This window comes from Flavobacterium sp. B330r (genome assembly GCF_056824325.1).
In genome coordinates this window covers 3,664,470-3,682,588 of sequence record NZ_CP124860.1, presented here as the reverse complement: position 1 = coordinate 3,682,588, position 18,119 = coordinate 3,664,470, and the positions used below count along the sequence as shown (strand labels likewise).

General features: G+C 33.4%; 14 protein-coding genes. 2 read left to right on the top strand and 12 right to left on the bottom strand.

The window, feature by feature from the left end; genetic code table 11:
* Positions 1-16 precede the first annotated feature (16 nt).
* The 3 genes from QLQ95_RS16270 to QLQ95_RS16260 are packed head-to-tail and all read right to left on the bottom strand — an operon-like array spanning position 17 to position 2,557.
* Complete coding sequence (locus QLQ95_RS16270; protein ID WP_428237589.1) at positions 17-985, bottom strand: TssN family type VI secretion system protein; 969 nt, start codon at positions 983-985, stop codon at positions 17-19.
* A 2-nt stretch (positions 986-987) separates the two neighbouring features.
* Positions 988-1,932, bottom strand: a complete 945-nt coding sequence (locus QLQ95_RS16265) for a type VI secretion system baseplate subunit TssG (RefSeq protein WP_379797824.1) — start codon at positions 1,930-1,932, stop codon at positions 988-990.
* The gene (locus QLQ95_RS16260) at positions 1,916-2,557 is read right to left on the bottom strand and encodes a C40 family peptidase (RefSeq protein WP_253251878.1); all 642 of its coding nucleotides are present in this window, start codon (positions 2,555-2,557) and stop codon (positions 1,916-1,918) included. The genes QLQ95_RS16265 and QLQ95_RS16260 overlap by 17 nt, the downstream gene beginning before the upstream one ends.
* A gap of 345 nt (positions 2,558-2,902) precedes the next feature.
* On the opposite strand from QLQ95_RS16260, the gene QLQ95_RS16255 reads away from it, so the two are divergent.
* Both QLQ95_RS16255 and QLQ95_RS16250 read left to right on the top strand, forming a co-directional pair.
* Entirely contained in the window at positions 2,903-3,955 is a 1,053-nt protein-coding gene (locus QLQ95_RS16255) for a PKD domain-containing protein (protein WP_482500632.1), read from the top strand.
* Between the two features lie 7 nt (positions 3,956-3,962).
* Complete coding sequence (locus QLQ95_RS16250; RefSeq protein ID WP_482500630.1) at positions 3,963-6,425, top strand: AAA family ATPase; 2,463 nt, start codon at positions 3,963-3,965, stop codon at positions 6,423-6,425.
* A 53-nt stretch (positions 6,426-6,478) separates the two neighbouring features.
* Here QLQ95_RS16250 and QLQ95_RS16245 read toward each other — a convergent pair whose 3' ends face one another.
* From QLQ95_RS16245 to ychF, 9 genes are all read right to left on the bottom strand, one after another.
* Complete coding sequence (locus QLQ95_RS16245; RefSeq protein WP_320495181.1) at positions 6,479-9,199, bottom strand: DNA gyrase/topoisomerase IV subunit A; 2,721 nt, start codon at positions 9,197-9,199, stop codon at positions 6,479-6,481.
* Between the two features lie 47 nt (positions 9,200-9,246).
* On the bottom strand, positions 9,247-11,115 hold the full coding sequence (locus tag QLQ95_RS16240; RefSeq protein ID WP_095931725.1) for a DNA topoisomerase IV subunit B: 1,869 nt from the start codon (positions 11,113-11,115) through the stop codon (positions 9,247-9,249).
* A 163-nt stretch (positions 11,116-11,278) separates the two neighbouring features.
* Complete coding sequence (gene pncB / locus QLQ95_RS16235; protein WP_482500628.1) at positions 11,279-12,454, bottom strand: nicotinate phosphoribosyltransferase; 1,176 nt, start codon at positions 12,452-12,454, stop codon at positions 11,279-11,281.
* A gap of 76 nt (positions 12,455-12,530) precedes the next feature.
* Positions 12,531-13,505 (bottom strand): transglutaminase domain-containing protein, encoded by a 975-nt coding sequence (locus QLQ95_RS16230; protein WP_095931727.1) that lies wholly within the window; start codon positions 13,503-13,505, stop codon positions 12,531-12,533.
* The gene (locus QLQ95_RS16225; protein ID WP_320495183.1) at positions 13,506-14,030 is read right to left on the bottom strand and encodes an NADPH-dependent FMN reductase; all 525 of its coding nucleotides are present in this window, start codon (positions 14,028-14,030) and stop codon (positions 13,506-13,508) included.
* Positions 14,027-14,986, bottom strand: coding sequence for a YihY/virulence factor BrkB family protein (locus QLQ95_RS16220; RefSeq protein ID WP_095931729.1), 960 nt, complete (start codon positions 14,984-14,986; stop codon positions 14,027-14,029). The genes QLQ95_RS16225 and QLQ95_RS16220 overlap by 4 nt, the downstream gene beginning before the upstream one ends.
* A gap of 91 nt (positions 14,987-15,077) precedes the next feature.
* Complete coding sequence (locus QLQ95_RS16215; protein WP_095931730.1) at positions 15,078-15,752, bottom strand: hypothetical protein; 675 nt, start codon at positions 15,750-15,752, stop codon at positions 15,078-15,080.
* Between the two features lie 7 nt (positions 15,753-15,759).
* Positions 15,760-16,437, bottom strand: coding sequence for a TIGR02117 family protein (locus tag QLQ95_RS16210; protein WP_320495186.1), 678 nt, complete (start codon positions 16,435-16,437; stop codon positions 15,760-15,762).
* 343 nt (positions 16,438-16,780) lie between these two features.
* A complete protein-coding gene (ychF, locus tag QLQ95_RS16205) occupies positions 16,781-17,875 on the bottom strand; it encodes a redox-regulated ATPase YchF (RefSeq protein WP_320495187.1) in 1,095 nt (364 codons plus the stop codon).
* Positions 17,876-18,119: the final 244 nt, after the last annotated feature.

The following is an 18,119-nucleotide window of genomic DNA, read 5'->3' as shown; positions in this document are numbered from 1 at the left end:
ATTGTCTCAAAAAATGTTAAACTTCAACCTCTTTTTCTTTATTTTCCATCTTAGGTTCAAACATAAAGTCTTTGCCTTTTTCTTCTTTTTTTGTTTGAGTAATTTCTTTTACTCTTTGTCTTTTACAAATAATTACTGAATTTTCAGTGATGCCATTCATCCCTAAAGTATATTTCGCATCGACATATTTCGCTGTCTGATACCATTTGGGCTGTAAAAAGAAAACCCAATTGTAATTTTCTCCATTATGCTTTAAATCAATTTTACTTTCTGCATTATGCTCATTATATCCTGAAACGGTATGATAAAATAGAGCCCCAAAATCAATTCTAACCGGACCTTTTGATCTAATTGAGGTATATTTTGTATCGCTTTCTTTTTTCTGAATCAATAATGTTATCAGTAATAAATCCTTCATTTGAACGTTTTCTATCTCAGGAAAAGGATTTTTTCTTTCTGGTATTCTCCAAGTAACATACTCTTTAGGAGGTATCTGCATCATATAGTTAAATACCGCATAAACTCCTGTTGGAACGATAAATACCAAGAAGTGAGAACACATTAAAAAAGTCAAGGCAATGCCGTTTAATGCCGTGTAGATAATGACAAATAATACGCTTGAGTAAAGTGTTATTAGTAAAGAAAACAACAATTCTATACCAACAGATCCTTTTTTATTGAATTCATTAAAGTACCATCTGTACAGGTAAACATTAAGGATTCCGAACAAAAGTGATGCTATTTGATAAAATCGAAATTCGTCTGATAACTCTGTGAATAATTTGTTATAACCCAAAAACCCAACAAGGGCGTATATCAATACAAATGAGAAAACATAGATGTAAAATTTTCTTTTATACTGTACTGCAAATTCTTTTATCTTATCGCTGAATACCATCGTAAGTATAAAACTCACTGCTATAATCGCTACTAAAAATACAATAAGCCTAATATCAATAAGGGCTAATAAATGCTTTTTTACCATTACTAAATTCGTGTTGTGTACCCTAACACAGGTTCTTTACTAAAATTAAACTCTTCGGTTTCTTCATTAATCAATAAAACTGTTTTTACTTCTACTTCCATCGGAAAGAAATGTTCGCAAAAACAATCTATAAATATTTTTATCTCGCCGTTTTTAAGATAATGCTGATACGGTTTATTCGCTATCGGACCTATTTTTATGGTTAAATTCATCGAATAATCCATGTAATTTTTCCCGGTAATAAAATCAACTCCTAATCTATTTTCACCTAACTTAATCTGCTCTCCTTCTTCACTGTATTCTTTCGAAGTAGTCGTTGTATAAGTTACTTTTTCTTCAATAATACTAGACAAACAATGACAAGCCAAGTCTATATCTCCCACTATTTTATACGCATAGGGTAAAAGCTGAATAAACTTTGAAACTAAAATTTCTGGATAAATGTGCGACAGTCCCCAAAAATCATAGAAAAACTCCAATGGCTTACTTCCGTTCAGCTGATACAGAAAATTTCTTTCAACACTTTCAATTTTAGTTCGATAATGAAAAATCTCATTTTCAAAAGGAGTAAAAAAAACACGAGCTTCTGCTTCTTGCTTTTTCTGGTGTTTATGCTCCTTAATCATCTGTTTTACAGATTTATCCGCATTATTTTCAGTCAAACTATGAACGAAACCCTCAGGTAACGCATCATACATACTATCTCGCGACAGCCTAATATTAAGATATTCCTGTTTGTCGTAATTATCGTCCTGAATTCCCGCTCCTAGAATATCACTTCTGTATGCTCGTGAAAACTGGCCATGGTTCGAAATCGTGATTTCGTCTTGTGCCACGGCTTTATTTTCAAGAAGTTCATTAGCAACAACTTCTGCCCTTATATCATAGGAAATACTCTCTATTTCGTATGCAAGCTCCTCAAGACTTTTTTTACTTTTTCTTTCCATCTTCGTTGATTCGTCCTGCGCCTATATATCGTAACTGAAAGTATTCATCATTGAAATTATATATTGCCAAACCCTTGTCTGTACAAGCCAGAATTCGGTCATTATGCAGATACAAGCCAACATCAGATATTGGATGATCTTTATCGTACCTAAAGAAAACTAGATCGCCTTCGGCAAGAAAACTCCTCCCTGTAAAAATCTGGATCGATTTAGATTTCCACATTCCAGCAGGATCTTTAGGAAGAGTAACCTTGTAAACATCACTGTATAGAGACTGTAGAAAATAAGAGCAATCGATTCCTTTTTTAGAAAAGCTTTTCTCTTTATACGGCGTGTTCAACCAAGGATCTATGTAGGAGTATAATTTGTAATTGGTGATTTTATTTGGCATTACAGCCAGAATAATAGAGTATTTCTCTTTGAGAGCCAATACTTCGTCGCTTAAATTCTCGGAGTTATCATTTACGACTGTTTTATTCTTTAAACCTGTTTCGGTCATTTGAGACTGTTTTTTTAACAGCTCCAGAGAATAATCATATTTGAAGGGAATTTGGGAAATATATTTTTGAGCATGGCATTCTGTAAATAAATGCATCATAAGAATCATTATAACAATTTGCCTCATAAAAAATAATATTAATACGCTCTTTTTAGATAATTAAAAAATAATTGACTTCCCAAAATGGGTCTTTTTTAAAATTTCAGCAACATTAAAAACAAACTTATCGCTCATTTTTCCTTTTTCAACCTTGAGAAAATTCTCATTTTTGGACGTAACTCGTTTATTATGAATTTATTTACATTTTGGAACGAGGTGGTTACAAACCTAACAAAATATTCTGTAAGAATACAAATCTTTTTTGTAAAATTTATAGTATAAAATATAAGTTTTTTAAAATAATAAAAACTACATTTGCTTCCGTTTTTTGTTAAAATTATCTTACATAGTAAAATATTCCAAAATTTAAAAATGAATCAAAAAAATATCGATATTAGGATTGTATTTTTTTTTACCATCCTGTTATTAGCTGGAATCATTGCCTTTATAGTTCAATTTTTTAATCATGTCGATTGTGAAGACGCAAAATTTTACATCTTTTCGGACCAATCGCAATCAGAAGAATCTATAGAATTTTATGACAAAACTCCTAATGCAAAATCATGGGTTTGGGACTTTGGAGACGGATCAGAAAAAGATGTCAGAAAACATACTTTTCACATTTACAAAAACCCAGGGAAATACTATGTAACACTAACAATAAACGGGGGTTGCACCCATACAAAAGAGCTGGTTATAAAAGACAAATTTGCTGCCGATAAAATAGGCACACCAAAGATTATTGTACCTAAAACGATCACCGTTGGACAGCCTGCCTATTTTAAGTCAATTTCTGAAGATGCTAAGACTTGGGAGTGGGCATTTGGTGAAAATAAAGGCATCGATGAGACTTCTTCAAACCCAGTCTACAACTTCATTACTCCTGGTGAAAAAACAATTACGCTGGTCATAAATGGCGATTTCAGCCGTGTCGCAAAAAAGATAATTTATGTGCATCCAAGAGTTATAAAAAAGACCAATCCGTTGGATGTTAGTTCGTATGAATTTGAGAAAAAAGCAGAAGCTTTTGCGCTTCCTCGCGGTTCTGTAAAAAAAGATCCTTTGGAAGAAATGTTGCAGTACGTACCAGTTGCTCCTAAAGCAAAAACAATAAAAGACAGCACTGCCACAGTCAAAAAAGCACCTAAAATGTCTGAAGATCAGTTTGAGATTTTATTTAAAAAAGTGGCAGAAGGCAGTAAAGCAAAAGATGATTTTGCCGAATTTTTATGTGACGATCTTGATATTCCAGTTGTAAAAAATGACGCAGATTTATTGACTTTTGCACAATTATGTGCCTCTGTTAAAGGGAAGAAGATTAAAATCGAATCAATACGCTTAAACAAAGACAAACAAACTAACTGCATTAAAGGACTAAATATCAGCTACAAAGTAAAAAAGTATTTGATATGGTCTAAAGATTAAATTGGGTATGGAAGAAGAAAAAAACATTTTCAGTACAGAGCTGTTAAGCGCATTAGAAATTGCTAAAAAGATTGCTAAAACCAATTCAAACAAGTATTACTCGGCTCCACATTTGCTAAAAGCCATTTTAAATAGAGATTTATCACTTTTAAAACGACTTGAAGCTATGGGTAAAGATGTGTATTATCTTGATGAATGGGCAGAAGTTCGAATTGAAGAAGAACCTAAAACTACTAATGTTTTTGATGCTGAACCACACGATCTCATTGACGAAATTATAAAGGAAGCCGAATCTGTTCGAATAGCATTAAATGAGGACGAAATTAGCCTTTATGGTGTTGTAATTGCCATCAGTTCGCCTGGTGTAGCTTTCAATTTTGACCAGATGAAATCTTATCCAATTTCTAGAAATGAATTATTGGAGGATCAGATTGTTATTCCACAAAATAATAACGCGGTCAAACAAGAAGTTAAAAAAGGCTTTTTGGGCAAATACAGCATTCATAAAAATCTTGAAAAGAACAAGAAAAGAATACCTGCAATAGGCCGTGAAGCCGAATTAAATACTATTAAAGAAATTTTATGCCGTTTCTCTAAACCCAATGTATTGCTAATTGGTGATCGTGGCATTGGAAAAACCATTTTAATTGATGCTCTGGTCGAAAATGTCATTAATAATAAAATTCCAGATGTATTAGACAAAGTGCAGTTATTCGAACTGGATTTATCTTCTTTAATTGCCGGCGCTTCGTACAAAGGAGAAATTGAAGACCGTTTAAAAAATTGTATTCAGGAGTTAAAACAGTATCCAAAAGCAATTTTAATTATAGAAGAAATACATACTCTTTTAGATAAAAATGGTGGAGATTCAGGAGTTTCAAATGTCTTAAAAGGTGAATTGGCAAAAGGTTTAAACATTATTGCAACTTCGACAATTGATGAATTTACAAAAAGAATCGAAAAAGAGCAAGGGCTTTCGGGCATGTTTGAAATTGTGAAACTGGAAGAATCGGATGATGAAACCTTGTTTCGAATGATTCGCGAATCAATAAAAACATATCAGGAACATCATAAAATACAAATTGATGACGAAACGATTTCTGAATCTATTCGATTATCTAAAAGGTATTTAAAAGAAAAAAGTCTACCCGAATCAGCTATAAATCTGATTGACCATACAATGTCTGTTCTAAAAACTTCTGGTGAAACTTTTCTAAAAGAAAAAGCTGCGCTTATTAGTAAATTGGAAGCTCTTAAACAAAATGAAAAGGGTTTATCTGAAGAACAATTAATTAAAGAATGTAATTGGTTTTTAACCGATTTAGCAAACAAAACTGCTTTTTTAATGATTGCTGATGAGGAGAATAATTCAAAAACATTTGAATCTTCTGATGCTATCGTCACTCATATTGAAAACCTCTTGCAAATAATCGAAAAGAGAGCTTTAGACAAACGTGTTCATATTGAGGCTTTTGATTTGTCTCTTATAATTGCACAAAAAACAGGAATTCCGGCAGGCAAGCTAAATGAAGAAGAAAAAAATAAACTTAACACAATTGAAGAGGTTTTAAGCAAAAGAGTGATCGGGCAAGATCATTGCATTGCCACGGTTGCTGGTTCCATCTTAGAATCAAGATCAGGTTTAAGCAAAGCAGGTCAGCCCATTGCATCTTTTTTCTTCTTAGGTCCAACAGGAACTGGAAAAACAGAATTAGCCAAAAGTTTAGCTGAATTTCTTTTTCAAGATGAAAATGCAATTATTAGATTTGACATGTCTGAATTTAAAGAGGAACATTCTGCTGCTCTTCTATACGGTGCGCCTCCAGGATATGTGGGCTATGAAGAAGGCGGTTTGCTAGTCAATAAAATTAGACAGAAGCCCTACTCTATTGTTTTATTTGATGAAATTGAAAAAGCGCATCCATCTGTTTTTGATGTCTTCCTGCAAGTTATGGACGAAGGTAAACTTCACGATCGTTTAGGAAAAGAAGGTGATTTTTCGAATGCTATTATACTCTTCACATCCAATATTGGAGCAGATCACATTGTAGAAACCTTTAACAGCGGCGAAATTCCGAGTTCGACTTCTTTAATGGAAATTATGGCAAATTATTTCAGACCTGAGTTTTTAGGAAGATTAACTGAAATTATTCCTTTTGCCCCACTTAGTAAAGAAAATGCTCTTAAAATATTTGAAATACATCTTAAAAAAGAATTTACTGACTTATTGAAAAACATCAATGTCGAAGTCGAAATTCCGATTGAGACTAAAACTTATCTCGCCGAAAACGGATTTAATGCTAAATATGGAGCAAGACCAATTAAAAGCATTATTAGAAGCCACTTGAGAAGACCTTTGGCAAAGAAGCTAATTTCTGGAGAAGTCAAAGATGGCGATATCGTTACGGTAATTATTGAGAATAACGAAGTCAAATGGATTAAAGAAGAAATTGTTCCCGTTGAAAATTAATCGAAGAATCCATCTATAAAAAAACGCTAAGAAATGAATCTTAGCGTTTTTTTTTATTCTAAAACCAAGCCTATCTGGCCATCGTCATCTAATTCTGTTTCGACTGGATCGTCTTCTGAAATTTCTGGTCTTTCAGGAACTTCTTCAATAGGTTCTTCATAAGGAAGCGGGTCTAATAAGTTTACCTGCTTTAGTTTATCTGTTGTCAATTGATTTCCTAAAGCTTTAAAACCTTTTACGGCTATAAAGTCTTCTACATCAATGTGTAAATCATCTTTTTGAACACCTTTTATTTTAGCAAAAACCAATTGTGCAACCGGACGATAATCTGTAGAAACAATCTCTAACTGCGAATTCGGGTGATCGGTAATAAAGCTTTCTTCCTTACCTTCATTTTCTACAAGGAAACGTTTCAAGAAATAACGTTCTTTTTCTCCATCATAATAAATTGCAGAAATTGGTTTTTTAGGTTTCCATTTTTCCAAAACGATCATATCTTCATCAAAATGAGTCGATAATTCAGGAATAATAACCTTCAATTTACCCGATTGACTAATTACCAATATTTTATCACTTGGTTTAAATTCGCCTAATAATTCTCCTCTTGCATCAACATTTAAACGTTTTACCGTATCATCAAACCAAACTTTTCTTGGCAGTAAAGTCGAAATTCCTTTTTCTTTTAATTCGATTTTCTTGATTGGATATTTGGTAACCAAGTTTCCTTTAGAACCACGTCCTTTAATCGCTAAATTAGCAAAATCAATATCGAATTTCAATTTCTTAATCGTTCCAACCTGACGAAGCAAAATAGTCACAACCTCAGCTTCTCCATTTGGATTATGTGAAAAATAAACCACCTGAGAACCGTTTGTTCCATTAGTTAAATCGTAAGCTTTATCACGTGTTACACCCGTAACATTAAAACGTTTTATATAAGACGGCCCCGATTTACCATCGCGGTACATCATATTATAAATGGTGCGTTTATCGTTTTTATCAAAAACTGCGGCGTGTATAATGTCTTTTCCTATAAATGTTTTGGCATCTACTTTTGTGATCATCAATGTTCCGTCTCTTAAAAACACGATAACATCATCAATATCAGAACAATCGCCCACATATTCGTCTTTCTTTAAACTCGTTCCTACGAAACCTTCTTCACGATTTACGTAAAGTTTTGTGTTTCTTAAAACAACTTTTGTAGCTTCAACGTTATCAAAAACACGAAGTTCTGTTTGGCGCTCACGGCCTTTTCCGTATTTCTCTTTTAATTTCGTAAAATAAGCAATGGCAAAATCTGTTAAATGTTCTAGATTATGCTCAACCTCTTTCATCTCATCTTCTAGCTTAGCGATTAAATCATCCGCTTTATCAGAGTCAAAACGCGTAATACGAATCATCGGAATTTGAGTCAGTCTTTGTAAATCGTCATCATTGATTTCTCTAACGAATGATTTTTTGAAAGGCTCAAAACGATCATATAAATATTTATAAAGTGATTCTCTATCTCCATATAATTTGAAGTCAATATACATTTCTTCACGAATGAAGATTTTCTCCAAAGTAGAAAAGTGCCACTTATTTTTTAATTCTTCTAACTGAATTTCTAATTCCTGACGAAGTAAATCGACTGTTCTTTCTGTTGAAATTTTCAACATTTGAGAAACACCGATAAACAACGGTTTATTATCTTCAATAACACACCCTAAAGGCGCTACAGATGTTTCACAAGCGGTAAAGGCAAATAAAGCGTCAATAGTTTTATCTGGCGAAACGCCTGGGAAAAGGTGAATTAAAATCTCAACATCAGCAGCTGTATTGTCTTCGATTTTCTTGATTTTGATTTTACCTTTTTCATTGGCTTTCAAAATACTATCAATTAAACTAGATGTATTGGTCGAAAACGGAATCTGTGTAATCACCAATGTATTTTTATCTAATTGCGAAATTTTAGCACGCACACGCACACGTCCGCCACGCATTCCGTCGTTGTAATTGGAAACGTCGGCAATACCTTGCGTCATAAAATCAGGATAAAGCGTAAACGGTTTTCCTTTTAAGATTTTAATCGAAGCATCAATTAACTCGTTGAAGTTATGAGGCAAAACTTTTGTTGATAAACCAACTGCGATACCTTCTGCTCCCTGCGCTAAAAGCAATGGAAATTTTACCGGAAGATTGTTGGGTTCTGCACGACGACCATCATACGAAACTCCCCAATCGGTAATTTTTGGAGAATATAAAACCTCCAAAGCAAATTTAGATAAACGTGCCTCAATATAACGCGAAGCTGCTGCTCCATCGCCTGTTAAAATATTACCCCAGTTTCCTTGACAGTCAATTAATAAATCTTTCTGACCAATTTGCACCATTGCATCACCAATACTCGCATCTCCGTGTGGGTGATACTGCATGGTGTGACCAACAACATTGGCAACTTTATTATAACGACCATCGTCCAACTCTTTTAAAGAGTGCATAATACGACGCTGAACAGGTTTGAATCCGTCCTCGATAGCAGGAACTGCACGTTCCAAAATTACATACGAAGCGTAATCCAAGAACCAGTCTTTATACATTCCGGTTACTTTTGTAATAACGTCTTCGCCTTCTTCATCCTGATTTTCGTAAAAATGCTGTCCTTCAAAATGTTTAGCATCTACGTCAATAATCTCATCATCATCTCCATTTTGATTGTCATCAATTTGGTTTTCATCCTGATTATTCTCGTCGTCGTTTGGAATTATGTTATCGTCTTCTTCGTCTTTCATATATTTTGTTCAGTATAAAACTACTAAAAAATTCTTCTTCTTTAATCTTAAACCTCCTCCAACTCATCAATTTCCACTTTCAAATTCTTGATAATAAACTCTTGTCTGTCTGGTGTATTTTTACCCATGTAGAAAGACAATAACTGCTCGATTGAAGTGTGTTTATCCATCATAACCGGATCAAGGCGAATGGTGTCTCCAATGAAGTTTTTAAACTCATCTGGCGAAATCTCTCCCAAACCTTTAAATCGAGTAATTTCTGGCTTTGGTTTCAGTTTCTCAATAGCATCTTTTCTTTCTTCCTCAGAATAACAATAAATCGTTTCTTTTTTATTACGAACCCTGAAAAGCGGTGTTTGTAAAATGTACAAATGCCCTTCTTTGATTAATTCTGGGAAAAATTGTAAAAAGAACGTAATTAAAAGCAAACGAATGTGCATTCCGTCGACATCGGCATCGGTTGCGATTACGATGTTGTTGTAACGTAATTTTTCTAATCCGTCCTCAATATCTAATGCTGCTTGCAGTAAATTGAATTCTTCGTTTTCATACACAATCTTTTTCGTCATTCCGTATGAATTCAAAGGCTTACCACGCAAACTGAAAACCGCTTGTGTATTCACGTCACGCGACTTTGTAATCGATCCAGAAGCCGAATCTCCCTCGGTAATAAAAAGCGTACTTTCTAAGTTTCTTGGGTTTTTTGTATCTGGAAGATGCGCACGGCAATCTCTTAATTTTTTATTGTGAAGATTGGCTTTTTTAGCACGATCTGTTGCCAGTTTTCTAATTCCAGATAATTCTTTACGCTCACGTTCTGCCTGAAGAATTTTACGCAATAAAGCTTCGGCAGTTGTTGGATTTTTATGAAGGTAATTATCCAGTTTCGTTTTAATAAAATCGTTAACGAAAGTACGAACAGAAACTGCTGGAGTTCCATCATCAGAACCCATATCGGTAGAACCTAATTTTGTTTTGGTCTGAGACTCAAAAACAGGTTCCATTACTTTAATACTAATCGCACTTACAATAGATTTACGAACATCTGATGCTTCGAAATTCTTGTTGTAAAACTCACGAATCGTTTTTACAACCGCTTCACGGTAAGCCGCTAAGTGCGTTCCTCCTTGTGTTGTATTCTGACCGTTTACAAAAGAATGATATTCTTCGCTGTATTGCGTTTTACTGTGTGTAAGCGCAACCTCGATATCATGCTCTTTTAAATGAATAATTGGGTATTCTAAATCGTCTTCATTGATCGTTTCTTCTAATAAATCACGAAGTCCGTTCTCTGAATAGTATTTTTCTCCGTTGAAAATAATAGTCAAACCATTGTTCAAATAACAATAGTTTTTGACCATTTTGATTACATATTCTAAACGGAATTTATAGTTTTTGAAAATCGTTTCGTCTGGCGTAAAAATTACTTTTGTTCCTTTACGTTTTGTTGTATCGATAACGTCTTCTTCTAGAACCAAATTTCCAGCAGAGAATTCAGCTGCTTTTTGTTTGTCATCACGAACCGATTCTACACGGAAATAATTAGACAAAGCATTTACCGCTTTTGTTCCGACACCATTCAAACCAACCGATTTCTGGAAAGCTTTAGAATCGTACTTTCCACCAGTATTCATTTTCGAAACTACATCGACCACTTTACCCAATGGAATTCCACGTCCGTAATCACGAACAGAAACTGTTTTGTCTTTAATACTTACCTCGATAGTTTTTCCGGCACCCATGACGAACTCATCGATACAGTTGTCTAAAACCTCTTTTAAAAGAATATAAATACCATCATCTGGTGATGATCCGTCCCCTAATTTCCCGATGTACATACCCGGACGCATACGAATATGTTCCTTCCAATCGAGTGAACGAATATTATCTTCGTTGTATTGATTTTGCTCTAGCATAAATGAATTTAGGATTTTTGGCTAATGTACCATTTATCGGTAAAAAATAAAAGCGTATTTCTTTTTTGTTATGAATAATAACAGTTTAAAATCTATTTAAATTGATTTTAAAATAAAACGAACACTAAAAATATAAAAAAACTGCTTTTTCAGCAAAAAAATACTATTTGATTCCCAGCACTTGTTTTGCCAACGCAATCATTTCGGGCGTTCCGGTGTTTTTATTTTTTTCGTCTGAAAGTTTTACAACTCCTTGCCAATGCGTATTATCGGGTTTTGTATCGGTCAATTTTATGACCATATTCATTGCAGGAAGACCAACATCGTTTGTAAAATTGGTTCCAATCCCGAATGACATTTTTATCTTGTCCTGACAGAAATCTACAATCGTTTTTACTTTTTCATAATTCAATGAATCTGAAAAAACAATGGCTTTAGATTTAGGGTCTATTCCCATTTTAGTATAGTGCGAAATTACTTTTTGAGCAAATTCTATCGGGTCACCACTATCATGTCGAACGCCGTCAAAAAGTTTAGAATATTTTTTATCAAATTGATTGAAAAATATTTCTGTAGTATAAGTATCGGTTAAAGCAATTCCGAGATCTCCACTATAAACTTGCGTCCAATGTTCGAGACTTATCGAATTAGCCATTTTAAAACCATATTGCGCGGCATGAAACATGAACCATTCGTGCGCATGTGTTCCTAAAGGACGCTTATTATTGACCATTGCAAAATGTACATTGCTTGTCCCAATAAAACTTTGTCCACCATAAGTGCTCAAGGTTTTATTTACTAAATCATGAACTTCGTAAGAATGGCGACGTCTGGTTCCAAATTCTAAAACTGAAACTCCTAGTTTATTATAGCTTTCAATTTTTTCTTTCGTAAGATTCTTTATGGCTTCATCATTTAAGCGAATGAGATGGCTCGCTTTATAAAACAATTCTGAAATCAATGCCATTAGTGGCACTTCCCACAAAATTGTTCGATACCAGAATCCTTCTACGGTAACACTGATTTCTGAGCCTTCTTGACTGATTTGCACCTCGGAAGGATCAAAACTATATCCTTGGAGAAAATCTAAATAAGTAGGGTCCAAATAAGGGCAATAATGGGCCAGATAATTTTTTTCTTCTTTTGTTAAACGAAGATCTGCCATTGCATCTACAGAAACGCGAAGTAGATCTGCAAAACCTTCTGGAAAAATATGTTTACCACGATTTATGAATCCGTAACGGACTTTTGCCTTTGGAAAAAGCTTTATTACAGCATGCTGCATTGTAAATTTGTAGAAATCATTATCTAAAATTGATTTCAAAAAAGTTGTTTCCATAGCATCAAATTCTTTTCATTTCCCGCTAAGATACGGCAATTTCAGAAAACATAAAATATTGATGAACTCTTATTTTCTAGACAATTTTAAAAGACACAATACTATCGGTGTCAACAAAAATCGTGATATAATTACCTACGTTGCTGTCAACAAGAATTTGAAACTCTAAACCTCCTCTTTTTTCCTTTGGATTTTGAACTTTAACCGGCTGATTCTTTTTGTTTAAATAAAAAACCTGATTGGATTTGGAAACATTTTTAATTTCGACAGTTATTTTATCTCCATTTTTTACTTCCATTATTCCTGAACTTGGCGTTTTGATTTTATAATCATTTTCGATCGTTTTATTATAAATCAATGGACCGTTTAAGAAATCATCTTTGCTTAATCGATCTCCTAAAAACGATCCAGAATCTGGAAAATGTTTGGCAAAAAAGTAGTCAGGATCGGTATCAAAATAAATCGGATTAAAATCATTAACCATTCTTCCTTTATTACTATCATAATAACCTTGACCCCAAGTAACATCGATCAAGCGCCATTTTTTGTTAATCAAAACCATATTCCAAGCATGGTTTGACGAAGTGTTTTTTCTTCCAATGTCAGCCAGTCTTGTTTTAGAATCTCCTTTAACAATTTCGCATTTCAAACCAACTTGTTCAGCCAAATTCTGATACAAAGCAGTAAAACCTTCACAAACCGCTTTTTTTGAGTTAAAAGTTTTTTGAATCAGATTGTCATTCAATTGTTTTATTTTTCGCTGTTTTTCGGCTTCGGTAGAATAACTGAAACCCTGCACTCTTGGCGGATTCAAATAGGCGTTGTAATCATATCTTATATTAAAAGCAATCCAGCTATAAATAGCGCGTGCACGCTCAGCATCCGAATCAAAATCTTTCTCGATTCTGTCGGCTAACTTTTCGGTGCTGTCAAAATTTTTTGGATATTTTGCAACTATTTTATCGACTTCGCTAATCTTTTGAGCGAAAGTAAAATTGATAGAAAAAATATTTAGTAAAAGGAAAATAAGGGCAATCTTTTTTTGTGGCATTTAGAAATTTGATTTAATAATGTTTTTCAGTTCATTATCTAACTCAACGTTAGAGATTTTATTTTCCTGTAAATCAAAATTCGAGCCAAATGCTGGTAATGAGAAACTTCCCTTAATTTCTGCGCCATAACGCGGGAAAAGATTCTGGGCAATTCCTAAAACAGATGCACCTCCTCTTCCTCCTGGAGAAGTTGCCAATAGTAACATTGGTTTATGCTGAAAAACATCTTTTTCAATTCTAGAACTCCAATCGAAAACATTTTTGAAAGCAACAGAATAGTTCCCGTTATTTTCTGCCATTGAAACAACCAGAATATCAGCTTCTTTAAGCTTATTTAGAAATGCTTGTGCCACATCATGCTGCCCAATTTCTTTTTCAAGATCTACACTAAATACAGGCATTGCAAAATCGTTAAGATCTAAAACCTCAACGTCTGCATTTTCAAACAAACTTGACGCGTAAGTCGCTAAATGTTTATTGATTGACTGTTTGCTGTTACTTCCTCCAAAGGCTATAATTTTCATGGTTTCTCGTTTAGTAATTTTTCTTCAATTAGTTCTTTTTTGGGTCCGTCGATTTCATAAATCTCTTTTGCAATTTCTACAGAATATTCGTTAGGATAAATTTTTCCTCCGTAGGATTTTGCATAGACCTTAGTAAATTCTGCTCCAAAATACAGAATTATTGCCGAATAATAAACCCAAACCAGAATAATAATCACAGAACCAGCTGCACCATATACAGAAGCTACTGTCGAACTACCTAAATAAAATCCAATGGCAAATTTACCAATCATAAAAAGTATTGCCGTAACTCCTGATCCTATAAAAGCATCTTTCCATTTTATTTTTCCATCTGGTAACGTTCTAAAAATTATGGCAAAGAGAAGTGTAATACTGGCTAAAACAATGACCACGTTCACAATGTAAAATAAGTAGACTGTACTTTCTGGAAAATAGACTTTTAAACGTGCACTAAGCAAATCTAAAGTTGTACTTATAAAAAGACTGACCAGCATTAAAAAACCAACTGAAGCAATCATCGAGAATGACATTAGGCGGTTTTGAATAAATTTCTTAATTCCTTTATCTGGTTTTGCACGAAGTCCCCAAATAAAATTAATAGAACTTTGTATTTCGGCAAAAACTCCTGAGGCTCCAATTAACAGCATTACGATTCCAAATACGGTTGCAAAAACATTATCGCCAGATAATTGCACATTTTTAATAGCTTCCTGAATTTGAGTTGCAGCGCCATTACCTACCAAACCATTAATTTGTCCGTATAATTCTCCAGTCACTGCTTCTTCTCCAAAAAAGAAACCACAAATTGTGATAATAATAATCAATAAAGGTGGTAACGCAAATATGGTATAGTACGCCAATGCAGCGCTTAACTTAATTGCATTATCATCGTTAAATTCTAAAAAGGTATTCTTTAAGAGAAACCAAGTTTTGGAGAATATATTTTTGATTTTCATGTGCTGCTTATTTGATATTCTCTCAAATTTAAGCAATCTTGAAAAATTTTAAATTCTTGCTTTTTAGCAGAATTTTATATTTTTACCATGTTTATTTTGAAACTTTTTTATATTCCTGATCATATCCTAGATTTCTAATTTTTAAAATATTTTTAAATTCTTTCTTTGTTGGTTTGATTAAATAAGAAAGTGAATCTAACATTTTTGATTTTATGACAGTAACCGAGTCGAATTTCTTCAAGTCTTCCGGTAAATAAATATTTTTAATTTTAAGAATATCCTTTTCTAACGTAATCGTTTTTATGTTCCAAAAAATAGAATCTCTTGTACTTAAAACCAACTGCCTATTAATACGCTTTAATTTCTGACTGTATGACAATCTGAATAATGTATCCGTATCTCTTTGAGACAATTCAATAGAATCACCTTTTTTAAGCACATCAAATTTATCCTTTCTATCTTTAGTAATTAATTTCCCATCGATGAGGTCATATTCAGATTTTAAAGAATCTAATTTTTGTCTGTGAACCTTGAATTTAAAATAATACTCTCTAAAGATTCCATTATCGTCAATTCTTAAAAAAGTAGAATCTGGATTCATATATAGCCCTCTAAATTTAGAAGGAAAGCTATTTAGTTCAGAATCATCAATCGGTTGAGGATTCTCAAAATAAAATGTCAAACCACCAGATTCTGCAACTGCATCAGCCTTTTTGCAGGAAACAATTAATACAGCTATTGCTATAACTAAAACTGCTTTCTTCATCCAAAGATCATTTATAATGACAAAAAATCCCCTTATCGTAAACCGTCCACAAACTTGCTTTTTGATTGGCCGCTTTTAAAGCATTATTTGCCCAAGTGTTGCAAGTATAGAAAAGGCTATAACTTCCTTTTGCTTCATAAAAAGCGTCTTTTTTGCCATAACTGTGGCCTTCAATCCATTGTGGACGAACTGGATCGCTGAAACTATTTGAAATATAGTAGACTAATTTTTGATAATTTTCTTTAGAAATCAAAATACGTTTGCAGTCGTCTCCTTCTCTTAATTGCTTAAAAAATGTAGCATGCACGGCAGATGAACTGATTCCGAAAGCGGCTTTGAAGGCTGTGCTGGCTTTTAAATCTGACCATTCTGGCGTTTCGAGATAAAATCCTTTATCGCCCCAGCCAAAAGCAATATAATTCATTAACGAATCTTTTGATTGAGTTTGATTAAACTGAATTTCGTTTCGCCAATCTTTAACTTCGTTTTTAATTGGAACTACAATATCGGTATGAACTCCGTTTGAAAGAATGTAAATTGGAATAGCATTTTGTTCTTCGACTTTTGCTATATCGGAGTTGACTGTAATTTTAGAAATAATAAAAACAGAAGTAATGTACAGAGCAAGAAAACTGAAAATTCCGAAAAGTGTCCAGCCTAGAATTTTAAATGATTTTTTTATCATTTTGATTGATTGATTTTAGATTAGTAATTGGTTAATTTTTCTCTAACCAATTTTTAAGCCAAAAATTTTGTTTCCTGAAAACGGTACACAGATTTTACGGATTCGCTTTCGCGAAAGCGCAGATTTAAACTGATTTTTTATTCTTGTTTTTGTCATCCTGAGTGCAATCGAAGGACACACAAAAAGCTCCGCAAAGTATAAGACAATCTTTGCGTGGGCTTCGACTTCGCTCTGCCTGACAAAACAGAACTTTGATTTTGAGTATAAAAAAAACTGCTGAATCTCTCCAGCAGTTTTAATCTATTCTTTTTATTCTTTACTCTATTTTCTAAAGAAAAAAAAATTAAACGTTAAAACGGAAATGCATTACATCACCATCTTTTACAATATATTCTTTTCCTTCAACTTTGAATTTTCCAGCTTCTTTTGCTTTTGCTTCAGAACCGTATTGAACGTAATCATCATATGAAATAACTTCGGCACGGATAAAACCTTTTTCGAAATCTGTGTGGATAACTCCAGCAGCTTGCGGTGCTGTAGCTCCGATATTGATTGTCCAAGCACGAACTTCTTTTACACCAGCTGTAAAGTAAGTCTGTTGTTTTAATAATTTGTAAGCTGCACGAATTAAAACAGAAGCTCCTGGCTCAGTTAATCCCATATCTTCTAAGAAAACTTGGCGTTCTTCGTAGCTTTCCAATTCTGTAATATCAGCCTCTGCTCCTACTGAAAGAATAATAACTTCAGCTTCTTCGTCTTTTACTAATTCACGAACCTGATCTACATATTTGTTTCCGTTTACTGCAGAACTTTCGTCTACGTTACAAACATATAAAACTGGTTTTGCTGTAATCAATTGGAAGCTTTCTAATAAAACTTCTTCATCATTATTTTGAGGAACAATTGTTCTTGCAGATTTTGCCTGTAATAAAGCCTCTCTAATTCTATTTAATAAAGCTTCTTCTGTTTGAGCTTCTTTATTTCCTGTTTTTGCAGCACGTTTTACTTTTTCTAAACGTTTTTCAACAGTTTCTAAATCTTTTAACTGCAATTCGATATCGATAGTTTCTTTATCACGAATTGGATTTACGTTTCCATCAACGTGTACGATATTATCATTATCAAAACAACGTAAAACGTGAATAATAGCATTACACTCTCTAATGTTTCCTAAAAACTGGTTTCCAAGACCCTCACCTTTACTTGCTCCTTTTACCAAACCTGCAATATCTACGATATCTACAGTTGCCATTTGAACGCGTTCTGGTTTTACCAATTCTTCCAATTTGTTGATTCTTGGATCTGGAACGTTTACAACACCAATATTTGGCTCGATTGTACAAAACGGAAAGTTAGCACTCTGCGCTTTTGCATTAGATAAACAATTAAATAATGTTGATTTTCCAACATTTGGCAATCCTACAATTCCTGCTTTCATCTGTTTGTTTCTATTTATTTATTCGACCTCTTAAAAAGGTCTTCAACATTAAACCCTGTTATTTAATGCATTATGATTTACGTGTTTTTCTTCATTTCTGCCAAAATGATATTTTTTGGCTTTAAAATTTTGCAAATATAAGATTTAATAGCTCTTGCACGAAGTAAAAATGTTCAATAATATAATTTTAGACCTAATCTTAAAAATTTTTAAACATTTCATTAATTTTTTGTTAAAAAAAATT